This is a genomic window from Streptomyces fuscichromogenes (assembly GCF_014645815.1).
GTDB classification, from domain to species: Bacteria; Actinomycetota; Actinomycetes; order Streptomycetales; family Streptomycetaceae; genus Streptomyces; species Streptomyces fuscichromogenes.
Genome location: NZ_BMML01000029.1, coordinates 32,507 through 47,017 on the forward strand (window position 1 = coordinate 32,507; position 14,511 = coordinate 47,017).

The 14,511-nt window shown below is 68.8% G+C and carries 14 protein-coding genes and 3 pseudogenes; 10 read left to right on the forward strand and 7 right to left on the reverse strand.

The features are described from left to right. Positions 1 to 53 precede the first annotated feature (53 nt). The 7 genes from IEZ11_RS41815 (at position 54) to IEZ11_RS41840 (ending at position 5,213) form a co-directional block, all read left to right on the forward strand. A complete protein-coding gene (locus IEZ11_RS41815) occupies positions 54 to 1,088 on the forward strand; it encodes an ABC transporter permease (RefSeq protein WP_189268292.1) in 1,035 nt (344 codons plus the stop codon). Beyond that, a complete protein-coding gene (locus tag IEZ11_RS41820) occupies positions 1,085 to 1,867 on the forward strand; it encodes an ATP-binding cassette domain-containing protein (RefSeq protein ID WP_189268293.1) in 783 nt (260 codons plus the stop codon). Before IEZ11_RS41815 ends, IEZ11_RS41820 begins: the two co-directional genes overlap by 4 nt. 16 nt (positions 1,868 to 1,883) lie before the next feature. Continuing rightward, positions 1,884 to 2,990 (forward strand): aldose 1-epimerase, encoded by a 1,107-nt coding sequence (locus tag IEZ11_RS41825; RefSeq protein WP_189268294.1) that lies wholly within the window; start codon positions 1,884 to 1,886, stop codon positions 2,988 to 2,990. Positions 2,991 to 3,180: 190 nt separating this feature from the next. After that, positions 3,181 to 3,414 carry a hypothetical protein gene (locus tag IEZ11_RS41830; RefSeq protein ID WP_189268295.1) on the forward strand — a complete coding sequence of 78 codons (234 nt, stop codon included), beginning with the start codon at positions 3,181 to 3,183 and terminating at the stop codon, positions 3,412 to 3,414. 122 nt (positions 3,415 to 3,536) lie between these two features. Next, the gene (locus IEZ11_RS41835; protein ID WP_308426586.1) at positions 3,537 to 4,388 is read left to right on the forward strand and encodes a class I SAM-dependent methyltransferase; all 852 of its coding nucleotides are present in this window, start codon (positions 3,537 to 3,539) and stop codon (positions 4,386 to 4,388) included. 196 nt (positions 4,389 to 4,584) lie between these two features. Further along, positions 4,585 to 4,824 carry a transposase family protein gene (locus IEZ11_RS52630; RefSeq protein ID WP_373295041.1) on the forward strand — a complete coding sequence of 80 codons (240 nt, stop codon included), beginning with the start codon at positions 4,585 to 4,587 and terminating at the stop codon, positions 4,822 to 4,824. Further along, complete coding sequence (locus IEZ11_RS41840) at positions 4,821 to 5,213, forward strand: transposase (RefSeq protein WP_189268296.1); 393 nt, start codon at positions 4,821 to 4,823, stop codon at positions 5,211 to 5,213. The genes IEZ11_RS52630 and IEZ11_RS41840 overlap by 4 nt, the downstream gene beginning before the upstream one ends. Positions 5,214 to 5,884: 671 nt before the next feature. Here IEZ11_RS41840 and IEZ11_RS41845 read toward each other — a convergent pair. Continuing rightward, complete coding sequence (locus tag IEZ11_RS41845) at positions 5,885 to 6,679, reverse strand: ABC transporter ATP-binding protein (protein ID WP_229713682.1); 795 nt, start codon at positions 6,677 to 6,679, stop codon at positions 5,885 to 5,887. A gap of 11 nt (positions 6,680 to 6,690) precedes the next feature. After that, on the reverse strand, positions 6,691 to 8,481 hold the full coding sequence (gene leuA, locus IEZ11_RS41850; protein WP_189268298.1) for a 2-isopropylmalate synthase: 1,791 nt from the start codon (positions 8,479 to 8,481) through the stop codon (positions 6,691 to 6,693). Between the two features lie 188 nt (positions 8,482 to 8,669). Here leuA and IEZ11_RS41855 point away from each other — a divergent pair, with 188 nt between their 5' ends. Both IEZ11_RS41855 and IEZ11_RS52635 read left to right on the forward strand, forming a co-directional pair. After that, positions 8,670 to 9,359, forward strand: a complete 690-nt coding sequence (locus IEZ11_RS41855; protein ID WP_189268299.1) for a FadR/GntR family transcriptional regulator — start codon at positions 8,670 to 8,672, stop codon at positions 9,357 to 9,359. Between the two features lie 29 nt (positions 9,360 to 9,388). Then, positions 9,389 to 9,760 (forward strand): annotated as a pseudogene (locus tag IEZ11_RS52635) (hypothetical protein); the annotation flags it as partial. 284 nt (positions 9,761 to 10,044) lie between these two features. Here the strand turns inward: IEZ11_RS52635 and IEZ11_RS41865 are convergent. The 3 genes and pseudogenes from IEZ11_RS41865 to IEZ11_RS41870 all read right to left on the reverse strand — a co-directional run. Then, positions 10,045 to 10,479: an NUDIX domain-containing protein gene (locus tag IEZ11_RS41865; protein WP_189268300.1), complete on the reverse strand. Its 435-nt coding sequence runs from the start codon at positions 10,477 to 10,479 to the stop codon at positions 10,045 to 10,047. Between the two features lie 477 nt (positions 10,480 to 10,956). Further along, positions 10,957 to 11,190: pseudogene (locus tag IEZ11_RS51450) on the reverse strand (IS5/IS1182 family transposase); the annotation flags it as partial. A 101-nt stretch (positions 11,191 to 11,291) separates the two neighbouring features. Next, positions 11,292 to 11,648, reverse strand: a pseudogene (locus IEZ11_RS41870) (MOSC domain-containing protein); the annotation flags it as partial. A gap of 239 nt (positions 11,649 to 11,887) precedes the next feature. On the opposite strand from IEZ11_RS41870, the gene IEZ11_RS41875 reads away from it, so the two are divergent. Continuing rightward, on the forward strand, positions 11,888 to 12,673 hold the full coding sequence (locus tag IEZ11_RS41875; RefSeq protein ID WP_189268301.1) for a hypothetical protein: 786 nt from the start codon (positions 11,888 to 11,890) through the stop codon (positions 12,671 to 12,673). On the opposite strand, the gene IEZ11_RS41880 is transcribed toward IEZ11_RS41875, so the two are convergent. Both IEZ11_RS41880 and IEZ11_RS41885 read right to left on the reverse strand, forming a co-directional pair. Further along, complete coding sequence (locus tag IEZ11_RS41880; protein WP_189268302.1) at positions 12,601 to 13,365, reverse strand: thioesterase II family protein; 765 nt, start codon at positions 13,363 to 13,365, stop codon at positions 12,601 to 12,603. The genes IEZ11_RS41875 and IEZ11_RS41880 overlap by 73 nt on opposite strands. Before the next feature lie 112 nt (positions 13,366 to 13,477). Continuing rightward, the gene (locus tag IEZ11_RS41885) at positions 13,478 to 14,452 is read right to left on the reverse strand and encodes a zinc-dependent alcohol dehydrogenase (RefSeq protein WP_229713683.1); all 975 of its coding nucleotides are present in this window, start codon (positions 14,450 to 14,452) and stop codon (positions 13,478 to 13,480) included. Positions 14,453 to 14,511: the final 59 nt, after the last annotated feature.

Sequence of the window (14,511 nt, forward strand, 5' to 3'; positions counted from 1 at the left end):
GTACTCCACGAGCCCATGAGCCCGTACCAGGGAAAACACCGGAAGGACCCCCTGTGACCACCCACGTGGACAGTCAAGCCACACCGGCACCGGCGGAGGAGTTCCTCAACAGGCCCGCCACCCCCAGCCAGCGCATCCACTCGGTGCTGCACCGCCAGCCGGCCCTCAGCCCGGCCATCGTCCTGGTGCTCGCAGCCGTCGTGTTCTCCCTGGTGAACGAACGTTTCTACGCGTTGCAGAACCTTTCGCTGGTCGCCCAGCAGGTGGCCGTCATCGGTTCGCTCGCCGTCGGGCAGACGGTCATCATCCTCACCGCCGGCATCGATCTGTCGATCGGCGCGGTGATGGTGCTCTCCTCGCTGCTGATGTCGAAGCTCGTCGCGGACAACCACTGGCCCGGTGTGTTCGCCCTGCTGGCCGGGGCGGTCGTCGCGATAGCCGCCCAGGCGGTCAACGGCCTACTGGTGACCAAGATCAAGCTGCCGCCGTTCATCGTGACGCTCGGCACGCTCAGCGTCTTCACCGCGATCACCCTCATCTACGCCAAGGGCCAGACCGTCGCCCTCCAGCCGGGCAACATCCTGCTGTGGAGCGGCCAGACCGTCTCCCTCGGTCAGCTGAACCTGACCTACGGCGTCCTCCTCATGATCGCCCTGTACGCGGTGATCGGCTACGCCCTGCGCTACACCGCCTGGGGACGCCACCTCTACGCGGTCGGCGACGACATCGAGGCCTCCCGGCTGGCCGGCATCTCCGTCAACCGAGTGCTGCTCAGCGCCTACATGGTGGGCGGCTTCGCCATCGCCGTGGGCGCCTGGATCCTGGTCGGGCGGGTCGGCGGCGGTGACCCGAACAGCGGTCTCAACGCCAACCTGCAGTCCATCACCGCCGTGGTGATCGGCGGCACCAGCCTGTTCGGCGGACGCGGTGTGGTCTTCGGGTCGCTGATCGGCGCGCTCATCGTCCAGGTCTTCGTCAACGGCCTCGCGCTGGCCGGCATCGACCCCAACTACCAAGTCCTCGCAGTCGGCATCCTCGTGATCGCGGCTGTCTCCGTCGACCAGTGGATCCGGAGTGTGAAGTCGTGACGACCGCCACCGCCCCCGTTCTCGAAGCCAAGGGCCTGGTCAAGCTCTTCGGCAGGGTCGTCGGACTGAACAGCGTCGACCTCACCCTCCGCGCCGGCGAGGTCCTCGCCGTCATCGGCGACAACGGCGCCGGCAAGTCCACCCTGATCAAGTGCCTGTCCGGGGCCCTCGTCCCCGACCAGGGCAGCATCCTGGTCGACGGCAAGGAGGTCCACTTCAAACGCCCCCAGGACGCCCGTGACACCGGCATCGAAACCGTCTACCAGACCCTCGCCGTCGCCCCCGCCCTGGACATCGCCAGCAACCTCTTCCTCGCCCGCGAGATCCGCCGCAAGGGCATCCTCGGCTCGGTGTTCCGCATGCTCGACACCGGCGAGATGAAGAAGCAGGCCGCCGACCACATCAGACGGCTCGGCATCGGCACCCTGCAGAACATCAACCAGGCCGTGGAGACCCTCTCCGGCGGCCAGCGCCAGTCCGTGGCCGTCGCCCGCACCGCGGCCTTCGGCGGCCGGGTCGTGATCCTCGACGAACCCACCGCAGCCCTCGGCGTCCGCGAGACCGGCCAGGTCCTCAAACTCGTCCGCGACCTGCGCGACCAGGGCCTCGGCGTCATCCTCATCAGCCACAACATGCCCAACGTCTTCGAGGTCGCCGACCGCATCCACATCCAGCGCCTCGGCGCCTGCGCCGGCGTCATCACCCCCGAGACGCACTCCATGGAGGACGCGGTGGCCATCATGACGGGCGCGAAGAAGCTCGCCCCCGAAGCGAGCTGAAAGGAACGACACGGGAGTGACCGCCGAGTACCGGATCACCGAGAGCCGCCTCGGCGGCGAACCCACCCTCGTCGTCTCCGCACCAGACGACTCGGCGCAGGCCGTCCTCGCCCTGCGTGGCGCGACGCTGCTGAGCTGGCAGGTCGGAAGCGAGCCGACCGGCAAGCCGACAGAACTGACGGACGGCTACCGCGACGAGAAGGAACTCCTGTCACAGGACGGCGTACGCGCCGGCCTGCTGGCCCCCTTCCCCAACCGTGTCGCCGACGCCCGCTACCACTACGACGGCCACGACCACGACCTGCTCCCAGGCCACCACGGCGACCGGCTGATCTACCACGGCTTCGCCCGCCAGGCACCCTTCGAACTCGCCCACGCCACCACGACACCCGACTCGGCCCGCCTGCTCCTGCAGACCGCGAGCATCCGGCCGGGCACGTACCCCGGCTATCCCTTCGCCATCGACCTCACCGTCGAATACACGCTCAGCGCCGACGAGTTGAGCATCACCATCCGCGCAACGAACGTGGGCGACACCACCGCCCCCTACGCGGCGGGCTGGCATCCCTACTTCACCCTGTCCTGCCCTGTCGACGACCTGACCCTGCACATCCCCGCACACACCCTGATCCGCACGAACGCTTCCCTCATCCCACTGCCCGGCGAAGACGCCCGGATCCCCCTGGACGACCGCCCCGCCATGGACTTCCGTATGCCACGACGGCTGGGACACACGGTCATCGACGCCTGCTACGCGGACCTCACCCCCGGTCCGGACGGCCGGATCGAGACGATCCTGACCGACCCGGCGACCGGCGAGGAGCTGCGCGTCTGGCAGCACAGCGGCTACCTGCACGTCTTCACCGGAGACACCCTGGCCCGCGACCGCCGCGCCTCCATCGCCCTCGAACCCGTCGAGACGATGACCGACGCCTTCAACCGCCCCGAACACACCGCTGCCCTCGCCCTCGAACCCGGCAGAAGCCGCGCCTTCGCCTTCGGCGTCAGGTACGCGGCCCCAGAGGCTCCCGGTGCCGGCGGGGAGTTGCAGGGACAGGGCGACGATCGTGGACGCCATCCGCTTGCCGATCACGAGGTTGGGCCGGTCCGCCAGGACTCCTGATCGACTGGTTCGCGGCTCTGTCCGGGCAGAGTCCTTCCTGTGCGATTGCGTGGCGACACGACCTGGTTGGTGCAGCCTCGGCCTCGTGCGGTCCGTTCCGGAGGTCCTTGACCATGACGGGGGACTGCTTCCCCTTGATCGTGGACATCCGGAGGCTGGGATCTTGAGGTTCCAGAGGAAGCAGCACCAAGTGGGAAGCAAGTACACGAAGCGGTGCACCGAGGAGTTCAAGCGGGACGCGATCGCGCTCGTCGACTCGTCAGGCAGGACGGTCACCGCCGTCGCCCGGGAAGCCGGCATCAGCGGCGAAGGCGAACTGTCCGATCGTCTTGCCGTGCCGGGTGTTGAAGGCCGGCGATGGCTTCGTTCACGTGAAGTGGCTCGGGTCCACTTGTTGTGGTCACGTACACAGGGTGACTGTTGATCTTCGCCCAGGTGGTTCTAGCGGTCGTAGGCGGTCAGTGCGCACATGACCGGCTGGCTGCGCCTGAAGCTGGACCTGCTCCTCTCACCAGGCCCCTGGAATCGATCACCTAGGCTGGCGCGGTGACTGATGAGCAGGAGCGGGTGCAGCCGTCGGGAGTGTGGGCCACGGCGGTAGGGGTGGCCAGAGTGAGGGCGCTGGAGTCTGAGCGGGAGAACGCACTGTTCCGCGACCCCCTGGCACAGGCTTTCGCCGCCGCTGGCGGCCTGTGGCCCTCCTCACCGCCGCTGCCCGATGACGATGCCGCGCGACGCCGCTGGTTGGCCGTGTCGTTCTCCATCGTCATCAGGACGAAGTTTCTCGACGACCTGTTGCAGGAGGCCTCCGCGTCCGGGGTCCGGCAGGTCGTGCTGCTCGGCGCCGGCATGGACAGCCGGGCCTTCCGGATGGACTGGCCCGAGGGCGCCCGACTGTTCGAGGTCGACACGGCCGCCCCACTGGACTTCAAGGCTTCGGTGCTGCGCCAGGAGCGGGCCGTCGCACGCTGCGAGCGGATCACCGTCGCGGTGGATCTGCGTGAGGACTGGCCAGGCGCGCTGGCCGCCGCGGGGCACGACCCGGCCGTGCCGACCGTGTGGATCGCTGAAGGACTGCTGATCTATCTGCCCGAGGACGCGGTGGAGCTGCTGCTGGCCCGGATCAGCGCGCAGTCGGCGAGAGGCAGTCGGATGGGGCTGACGCTGGGCTCGCGCGGCGTGATCGAGCGCTTCGGCGCGGACACCGTGCCGGGATCGGGGGCGTCCATGTGGGTCTCGGAGATGCCCGACGACCCGGTGGGCTGGCTGGCCGGGCACGGCTGGGAGGCCGACAGCCACACCCTGCGCGAGCGCGCTGCCGCCTACGGTCGCCCGATCAGCACCCCGCCACAGCGCGAGGAGCGGCCCGGCGGACTGATCTCGGCGGTCCGCCGGTAGAGCGCCTCCCGATTCCCTTGGCGATCGATTCCAAGGGGGCCTGATGAGTGGAGCCAGCTTCATACGCGGCAGGCCAGTCACGCGCGCACTGGCCGCCCACGACCACTGAAGTCCGCCCGGAAATCGCCTGGCTGGACGCTGGTGTGGTCGACAGTCCTTCGCCGTGAACGAAGTGCTGCCGCGGTTGAACGAGCTGATGTTTTCCTCGGTCGAGGGCGTGTTGGTGGAATCGGTCGAGGTGATCGACACGGTCGTCCGGGTCGAGGCCCGTACGACCGTTGGGCGGGCGGTCTGTCCGGGGTGCGGGTGCTGGTCGGGGCGAATACACGGCTCCTACGTGCGATTTCCTCGTGATCTGCCGACGGCGGGCAAGTCGTCGTGGTGTCGTTGCGGGTGCGGAGGTTCGTCTGTGAGGAGGAATCCTGCGAGCGCATGACCTTCGCCGAGCAAGTACCCGGTTTCACCGGCAGGTCCGGGCGACGGACCGAGCGGCTGCGGTCGACGCTGGTGCCGGTCGGTCTTGCGCTCGCGGGCCGTGCCGGCGCCCGGATGACGGACGCCCTCAAGGTTCCGGTCAGTCGGAACACCCTGTTGAGGCTGATTGCCTCGCTTCCGGACCCCGCCACCGCAGTACCCCGCGTGCTCGGCGTGGACGAATCCGCCCAGCGCAAGGGCCGTGTCTACGGAACCGTGCTCGTCGACGTCGAGACACGTCGCCCGGTCGACCTCCTTCTCGATCGGGAGGCGGACACGCTCGCGGCCTGGCTCGCCGAGCGGCCCGGCATCGAGATCGTCTGCCGTGACCGGGCGCCCTTCTTCGCCTGAGGTGCCACCCGCGGCGCCTCGCAGGCCCTCCAGGTCGCTGACCGAAGGCATCTCTGGCACAACCTGGGCGAAGCCGCCGAGAAGTGCGTCCACCGGCACCGTAGCTGCTTGCGTCCCACACCGGCCCAGCCTCAGGAACCGAAGGAAGAGGCGGAGCCGGCTGCGTCGCCCTGGCCGACAGGGCACCGGTTCACCGAACGCACCCGCGCCAAACACGCCACCATCCACGCTCTCCTCGCCACCGGGCACAGCAAGCGGTCCGTCGCCCGACAGCTCGGGATGACCCTCAACACGATCTTGCGTTTCTCCCGCGCCGCCACTGTGGAGGAGATGTTCACCGGACAGTGGCAAAGCCGTGCAACCAGGCTGGATGACTACAAGCCCTACCTCGATATCCAGCCGGAAGAATCCCAGGTCGGTGAAGCACCAATGGGCCGGCCCGCGGCGGCCGTGGGGTGCCAGGCCCCTGCCGCGGGCGGCGGCAGTAGTCCGGTAGGAGATCCATCCGTTGGCGTGCTGGTAACGAGCGGTGGCTCCATGCTCTGGCGGAGCGCTTTGACGGGGACCGGGATCAGGCCCAGGGCGCCGTCGAGAAGGCGGAGGAGTCGCTGGGCTGAGGTTCCGGTCGCGGTGGCGCACGCCGGTGAGCGCGCACCACCGCGACCATCGCCTCAGCCGACTCGTGGTCTGGCCTGGCGGTTCGCCCTCACACTCCAACGCCCTTCCGCGCGAGTGAGCCGGATGGGATGGTCGAAGCACTTGCTGACCTGGTCGCTGGTGAGGACCTCGTCGGCGGGACCCGATGCCAGGCAGCGCCCGTCACGCAGCAGCATCACATGGGTCGTCCCGGGAGGAAGTTCCTCCAGATGGTGGGTAACCAGGACGGACGCGAGTTCCGGGTAGGTGTGTTGCAGCGTGTCGAGCCGCTCGATGAGCTGTTCCCGGCCAGCGACGTCAAGACCGGTCGCGGGCTCGTCGAGCAGCAGAAGTCGCGGACTGGGCATCAGCGCACGGGCGATGAGCGCACGGCCCCGTTCCCCCTGCGACAAGGTCGGCCACCGTGCCCCGTGGCGCTCGCCGAGGCCGAGGAGGCCGATCAGGCGGTCTGCCGTCGCGATCTGCTCGGGTGTCGGCTCCCAGCGGGGAACGCGTTCGATGGAGTTGGTCAGCCCGGTCAGCACGACGTCCTGCACCTTGAGGGGCGAACGCAGATCGTGCCGCGGATTGACGTGGCCGACGTAGGAACGCAACTGGCGCATGTCCACCTGCCCCAGCCGGTGGCCCAGCACCTCGACGGTGCCACGGGTGGGATGCGCAAGCGCCCCGAGAAGACTGAGCAGGGTGCTCTTGCCCGCCCCGTTGGCGCCGAGCAGCGCCCAGTGCTCGCCGGCTCGTACGGTCAGCGACACTTCGCACAGGATCGGATTGCCGTCGCGGACGACGGCCGCGTCCGTCACGCGCAGCACCGGGGACGAGTTCACGAGGAGGTCCGCCCGGAGCGGTTGACGGCCGCCATGACCGCGTGCACCGATGCGGTCAGGACGGAGGTGTCCCAGCCGGCACCCCAGCAAGTGACGTCGTCCACGCGGCATTCGGCGTAGGCGGCGGCGGGGCTGCCCGGTCCCGTGGTGGTGGAGTGCTCGGCGTAGCTGAGGATGTCGATCGTGATGCCGACGGTGCGGAGGGCTTCGCAGAGTGCGGACAGCGGCCCGTTGCCGGTACCTCGGCAGGAGCGCTCCTGCCCGTCGATCTGCAGTGTGCAGGTGAACTGGTGCCTGCCGGGCGTGGTTTCCGCGGTGTTCCAGGAATCCAGGGTGACCGGGCCGTCCAGGGCCGGGGTGATGTAGGTGGTGCGGAAGAGATCGAACAGTTCCTTGTGGGTGAGCTCCTGACCGGTGGCGTCGGTGACCTGCTGCACCGTGCGGGAGAAGTCCGGGCGCATGGCCTGGGGCAGGTCCAGGCTGTGGTGGGTGCGGAGGAGATGCGCGATGCCTCCCTTGCCGGACTGGGAGTTGATGCGGATGACTTCCTCGTACGTGCGGCCGATGTCGCCCGGGTCGATGGGCAGATACGGCACCGCCCACGGGGCCTTCTCGGTGGGGACGCCCATCTCGGCGGCCTGCTCGGCGTGGTGGGCCATGCCCTTGGCGATGGCATCCTGGTGGGTGCCGGAGAAGGCCGTGTGGACGAGGTCGCCCCCATACGGGTGACGGGGGTGGACCGGCAGCCGGTTGCAGTACTCCACCACCTCGCGCACCGCGTCGATGTCGGAGAAGTCGATCATCGGGTTCACGCCCTGCGCGTACAGGTTCAGGGCCAGGGTGACCAGGTCGACGTTTCCGGTGCGCTCACCGTTGCCGAACAGGCAGCCTTCCACCCGCTGCGCCCCTGCCAGGACTGCGAGTTCGGCACAGGCGACGCCGGTGCCGCGGTCGTTGTGCGGGTGGACCGAGAGGATCACGGACTCACGGTGCGCCAGATGACGGTCCATGTACTCGATCTGATCCGCATACACATTGGGCGTGGCGATCTCCACCGTCGCCGGCAGGTTATGTACCACCGGCCGGTCCGGGCTCGCCTCCCACAGCTCGGTCAGGCTGTTGCAGACCTCCAGGACGAAGTCGGGCTCCGTGAGGTTGAAGACCTCCGGGGAGAACTCGAACTGGATGTCGGCACCCGGACGCTCCTCGGCACGGCGCATCACATGAGTGGCGGCGTCCCGGATCAGCGCGTGGACTTCGGCACGGGAACGGCCGAGAACCACGTTCCGCCACGTGGGCGCGGTCGCGGTGTAGAGGTGCACAAGAGTGCGGGGGAGCCCTTCGGCGGAGGCGATGGTCCGGTCGATCAGATCCCTGCGGGCCGCGGTGAACACGGAGATGGTGACGTCCTCGGGGACGGCGCCGCTCTCGGCCAGATGGCGGACGAAGTCGAAGTCGGTCTGACTGGCGGAGGGGTAACCTACCTCGATCTCCTTGAAGCCCATGGTGACCAGGAGGTCGAACATCCGGCGCTTGCGCTGGGTGTCCATCGGCTCGGCCAGCGCCTGGTTGCCGTCGCGCAGGTCGACCGGCACCCACAGCGGGGCTCGTTCGATCCGCCGCGACGGCCAGGTCCTGTCCGTGAGCGGCAGGGCGACCCGTTCGTGCGCCGGCTGGTAACGATGATGCGTCATCGCGCTCGGGCGCTGGGGATTCCAGCGCGGCGCATCCGCCGGGACATCACCGGAGGGAGTGCGCAGGGTGGGAAACACTGTGCCCTGAGTCATGGTGCGGAACTTCTTTCGGTCGGCCATCCGGTGACCGGCGCAGCCCGGTACCCCGCTGCGGGGTGCCGGTCGTGTCAGGCCCCGCAGCGGCAGCCGAGGAGAAGAAGCTCGTGCAGCAGCATGCGGAGTACAGTAACGACAACTCAGCTCCTCAGACAACCTGAGAGGTATGGAAAGGTGAACCCCACATGTCACTAGGTGCCTTGCGGCCGTCCCCTCTGGTCGAGCAGGCCACCGACCGCCTACGCGAGCAGATCACCGGTGGTGAATGGGCCGTGGGGACGAAGCTCCCCGGTGAGACCGCCCTGGCCAAGTCCCTTGGCGTGGGGCGTTCGACCGTCCGTGAGGCACTGCGAGCCCTCGCCGGTGCCGGGCTGGTGCAGGCACGTCAGGGATCCGGCGTCTTCGTCATTGCGACCAAGCCCAAGGAGGACTGGTCCACCCAGCTCCGCCGGGCGGCCATCACCGATGTCTACGAGGTCCGGATGCTCGTCGAGGTCGAAGCCGCGCAGCTGGCCGCGCAGCGCCGGACCGACGACGACATCGCAGCCCTCCACAGGGCCCTGACCAGGCGCCGTGATGCCGCGAACGCCGGCGACGCCGAGTTCGTCGCGGCCGACATCGCCCTGCACGAGGGAGTCGTCGCCGCAGCGCACAACCCGGTGCTCACCGATCTGTTCACCGAGTTCGTACCGGTGCTGCAACAACGGCTGCTCGACCTGGTGGAGCTGCTCAGCCTGCGCTCCGACAACCCGAACCACGGCGACGAGGGGCACTCCGCAATGGTGACCGCCATCGCGGAGGGAGACGCCGAGGCGGCCGGACATGCGCTGCGGGACGAGCTCAAGCAGACGCTCGCCCTGCTCCACTCCCTCTGACCTCGTCGTCGATGCAGAGAGCGATGGTCATGCTCGAAGCCGAACCATGGCTACGGAGCCTTCCCGCCTCCGTATCGCCCAGCACACCCTGGACGGTCCTCTTCTTCCCGCATTCGGGCGGCTCCGCCGGCTCTTGTGAGCACCTCGCGGCGCAGCTGGCCGACACGGCACAGACGGCGTGCGTCGAGTACCCAGGGCGGGCGGTACGAATGCGGGACCCCCGGGTTCACCGATGTGCACGTCCTCGCGGACCAGGTGGCCGATGCGGTCGCTCCGGTACACGAGGACGGCCGGTGATCTTCTTCGGCCACAGCCTGGGTGCGGTGGGGGCCTACGAGGCTGTCCGGCGCACGTCCGATCAGCGGCAGATCATTCTTGTTGCCTCCGGGCATCCGGCTCCGTCTCGCCTCAGGCTGTCTGCCCTGCGTTTCGCGGAGGCTGCAGGCACGTTCGGGCCGTCATCGCCTTGGCCCGCCGGCGGGCCAGTGTTCTGTGGGCCCTTCTGCGTGACGACCGCGTGTTCACCCCTGCGCCGCCAGCCGCACAGACGGAATGACTCGGTCGGCGAACGGCGCCCGCCGCCAAGCCTGCTGCTTCGACCGCGCCTTGGGGGATCGACCGGCCCTGGGCGGCGGTCACGGACAGAGCGGGCCGCTCCGTGGGAGCCGCCGAGCGGCACCGCCTCTCAGGCGCCCCAAGTCCCGGCATGCTCGCACAGATGGCCGACGAGTTCGGGAGGCTGAAGTTCGAGCGCCGTCAGGGCAGATGCGTCCCGCGCGACCCGGACCGGCGAGAAGTCGCCGGTATCGGCATCGTCGGGCTCGGGACCACCACGAAGGTTCAGGTCGATGTCCAGCACCTCGGCGCGGAAGTAGTGCCGCACGACAGTGACCTTGTCACCCGGCTCGGTCAGGGTCAGGAACTCGGTGGCAGGGCCGATCGTGGCGCCGAGCTCTTCCATGACTTCGCGGCGCAGGGCTGCTTCGTGGTCGGCGTCGCAGGGTTCAACGCCGCCACCGACCGTCGTGTAATAGGGCAGGCAGCCCGGCCATCTTCGGCGCAGGAACACCAGTTGATCGTCTTCCAACAGGACCGCGCGAACGTTGTGACGGACCCTCATACACGCGACGATAGTGCGCCCGGCCCGGCGAGGAGGCCCGAAGTCGGTCGGCAGGTTGGAAAGGCGCGCGGGTGTCCGCCGTCCTGCTGGCGAACTTGGTGCGGTAGAAGTCCGCCAGGAGGGAGGCGACGACGAAACCGGCAGCGGCCGCCGGCTCGGGATCCCAGTGAAGCGATCCGTGCCCGGGGCTCCGGGGTCGAGATCGACTCGATGCATCGCAGTGAAGTGCGCAGCCGCATATGCCAGTTCGAGACGGAGCAAGGCTCCGGTGAGGCGTATTTGCGCAAGGACGGCAACTGCCTGTACATGGACGTCCGGCAGGGAAACGCCATCTGGCCGGCGATCGTCCTCCGCAGGCCGACACCCTCTGGACCTCGACCTGGTGTACTGCGATGAGGGTTACACCTTCGACGCCCATGTGCGGGCCGGGACGACGGAAGCCGAATTGACGGACTCGGTGCATGCTGTGGGTTGATCTCAGCCCGTGGCAGCGAGCTGGAGGACCAGGACGGCTTGAACGAGGCTGGCAATCCAGGCCGTTGGACAGTGGAGTTCATGGAGGAGGCGCCAAGACTTGAGGGTGGCGATGGCCTGCTCGACCTGTGCGCGGATCTTTGCGTGGGAGCGGTTGGCGGTCTGCTGACCAGTGAAGAGGACGTGCCATCGGCCGCGGCAGGGGAGACGGTCCGTGTCGCCCGCGCCCTGGTGACCCCAGGTCTGCCCGTCAGTTGATGTCGGCGCGGGCCTGCTTGATCTTCACACCTCACGAACTCGCGCGGCCGTCGTCATGTCATGGCCTGAAGGGAAGCCGGTCAGACCCGGTCCAGGGGTTGGTGCCGACCCCTCGGAAGTTCTGTTTCGCCCGTGTCGCCAGGGTGCACCACGCCGCCTTCCCTCACGATGCTCATGATTCCGGCTTTGCGCACGATGTTCCCCGCTTCGTCGCGGCCGACGACCTGCTTCAGCAGTCCGTCTCGGAAGTTGTCGATCTGCAGGCAGGGATTGCGGAGGCCGGTGACTTCCAGGACCGCGGAGTCGCCGATGCGCAGCGATGTGCCGACCGGCAGACCGAGCAGATCGATGCCGCGCGTGGTGATGTTCTCGCCGAGTTCGCCGGGAGCCACCTGGAACCCTTCCGCGCCGACCTCGGCGAAGAGCCCTTCATGAATGCCGCACAGAACGTGCCCGGTGGCTGGATCTCCGCTCTGTCGGCGCGCAACTGGATGGCTGTACGATCAAAAAACAATATATTTTGATCGTTGACGTGATCCTTCAGAGCGGTTGTCGGGGCGGTCCGGGGGAGGGACGCCGGGCCGCTCGACGGCAGCGGACGCGGAGCGGCGGTGCCGTTCCGGTGGGAGGGGTCCTGATGCTCACCGATCGGTCGCACAGACGCATGTGGCGGAGGGTGCGCACCCTTCTGGAGGGGCTCGCCCTGCCGGACCCCTTCGACACCGAGACCTTCCTGGCCCTCCTGGCCGAACGGCGTGGCCGCCCGATCCAGGTCCTGCCGGTCACGGTGGACGTGGGGGTCCCGTGCGGACTGCTGGTGACGACCGATCACGCCGACTACATCCTGTGCACTCCAGGGACCAGCGCACTGCACCGGCAGCACATCCTCGTGCACGAGGCGGCCCACCTGCTCTGCGGGCACGACCGGTCGCCCGCCCCCGAAGCACCGGGTGTACGCGCGCTGTTGCCCGGACTCTCTCCGGACCTGGTGCGCCGCGTCCTGGGACGCACCGTGTACGCCGAGTCCGCCGAGCAGCTCCTCACGGCCGCCGACCCCGAACAGCCGCCTTGCGGGTCCGCGCGGCCGCCTCCGAGGCGGGCGCGTCAGGTGTGCGAGACGCCGGCCCTGGAGATCGCGCCCAACGACATCAACAACACCCGCCTGGGACTCAAGCGGCTGCCAGCCGCCCGACGAGCCGGCCGCGGCCCACCGAGGGCAGCCCGCCCGCCCCTCCCGAAACGCCGCAACGGGCAGCACTCACCATCCGCTGGCGGAGTGGTCCGGTCGAGAGGAACCATGGACCGCAGGAGCAGACGGAGTCCGGCAGCGGAGGGGCGGAGTGCCGGCTGTTTCGCCGCCGGAAAGTCCGCGCCTGCACTCGGGCGCGGTCAGCCGCGCGCGGCCGACTCCGCGTGCTTCGCCAGCAGGCCGATGATGTCTGCCTGGTGGTTCGTCAGGTAGAAGTGTCCACCCTCGAAGACCTTGAACTCGAACGGCCCTTCCGTGTGGTCGGCCCACATCTTGGCCTCGTCCAGGGTGACCTTGGGATCGTCGTTGCCCAGCACGCAGGTGATGGGGCAGCTCAGCTTCGGGCCGGGCTCGTACCGGTACGTCTCGGCGGCCTCGTAGTCCGCGCGGATCGCGGGGAGCGCCATCCGCAGGATCTCGGGTTCGTCCAGGAGCCTTGAGTCGGTGCCGCTGAGACTGCGCATCTCGTCGATGAGGCCCGCGTCGTCGCGCTGGTGCACCTTCTCGTCGCGCTTGGCGGACGGGGCGCGCCGCGCGGAGACGAAGAGGCCCGCCAGAACGACGCCGTGGTCACGCTCCAGCCGACGCGCGACCTCGAAGCCGACAGTGGCGCCCATGCTGTGTCCGAAGAACAGCAACGGCCGGTCCGTCCAGGGCAGCAGCTCCGGCACGATCTTGTCCGCGAGCGCCACGATGCTCGTCAGGCACGGTTCCGTGCGCCGCTCCTGACGGCCCGGGTACTGCAGGGTCAGCGTGTCCACGGAGACCGGCATGCCTGCGGAGAGCGGATAGTAGAAGCTGGCAGAACCGCCCGCGTGCGGCAGGCTGACCAGCCTGACGTCGCTGTCCGGACGCGGGTGGAAGCGGCGTATCCACGCGTTGCCCTGCTCGGTCGGCGTGACCATGTCGTGGGTGATTCCTTCCGGGGGCGTACCGGGGGCGTACGGGGACGGTTTGCTAGGACAGTCTCTCCCTTGCGAGGAGGTCTCTGATACCCCTACCACCCCCTGGAGTACCTCAGGAGAGGTCGATCCAGACCTTCCCCGACGCGCTGGACGCCGCGACGAACGCCGCCTGCGCGTCCTCCAAGGGGTAGTTGTCGCTGACCACCGCGCCGAGCCGGGTCTTCGTGCCGGGGCCGAGCGCGGCGACGGTGCCGGCGAAGTCCCCCGGGTGGTCGTAGACCATGCTGCCGATGAGCGTGATCTGCCCCGCCACCACGTCACGGGGGGAGACACCGAGTGGGTCGGTGTTCATTCCGATGAGTACGGCGGTGCCATGCCGGGCGAGTCGCCGCAGGCCCTGTTCAACGACTCCGGGGGCTCCGGAGGTCTCGAAGAAGTAGGGGAGCCGGTCCCTGCCGGGGAGCAGGGGAGCCGCCCCCAGCGCACAGGCGCGGGCCAGCCGGGCCTGGTTGGGCTCCTGGACGAAGACCGCCACACCGTGCTCGACAAGGGCCTGGCACAGCAGTAGGCCCTGGGAGCCGGCACCGCTCACCAGGCAGCTCTGCCCTGGTGCGATGCCCGAGCGGCGCATTGCCGCCCGAGCCACGGTCCCGGGTTCCACGCAGACCAGGTCCTCAGGTGGCAGGCCCGGGGGGACCGGCCATGCGAACGTGGCCGGCACCACCACGTACTCACTCAGCAGTCCGGGGACGGTCAACCCGACCGCGGCCCGGCTGTCGCAGGCCGAAGTCCTTCCGGCCAGACAGGCAGCACAGGCCAGACAGCAGTAGTCGGGTTCGATGACCACGTCCTGACCGGCCCGCAGACCGCCGACCTCGGCACCGACCGCGACGATGCGGCCGGTTCCCTCGTGGCCGAGGATCCAGGGGAGGTACGGTGCCGGCCTGCGGCCCGCGTACACCGCGAGGTCGGAGCCGCACAGCCCCGTGCCGCGCATGCGGACGAGTACATCCCCGGGGCCGCAGGACGGCTCCGGCACGGACACCACGGACAGCGCGCCGGGTCCGGTGAGCACAACTGCCCTCAAAGCAACGCCTGCTGTCCACGCACACGGATTCGCAGCACCATCCGAAAAGCCTGCCACAC

Coding starts and splice junctions, on each gene's coding strand:
- IEZ11_RS41840 (WP_189268296.1), top strand. CDS start 4,821: ATGACCTTCGCCGAGCAAGTACCCGGTTTCACCGGCAGGTCCGGGCGA.
- IEZ11_RS41865 (WP_189268300.1), bottom strand. CDS start 10,479: ATGAGGGTCCGTCACAACGTTCGCGCGGTCCTGTTGGAAGACGATCAA.
- IEZ11_RS41855 (WP_189268299.1), top strand. CDS start 8,670: ATGTCACTAGGTGCCTTGCGGCCGTCCCCTCTGGTCGAGCAGGCCACC.
- IEZ11_RS52630 (WP_373295041.1), top strand. CDS start 4,585: ATGTTTTCCTCGGTCGAGGGCGTGTTGGTGGAATCGGTCGAGGTGATC.
- IEZ11_RS41880 (WP_189268302.1), bottom strand. CDS start 13,365: ATGGTCACGCCGACCGAGCAGGGCAACGCGTGGATACGCCGCTTCCAC.
- leuA (WP_189268298.1), bottom strand. CDS start 8,481: ATGACTCAGGGCACAGTGTTTCCCACCCTGCGCACTCCCTCCGGTGAT.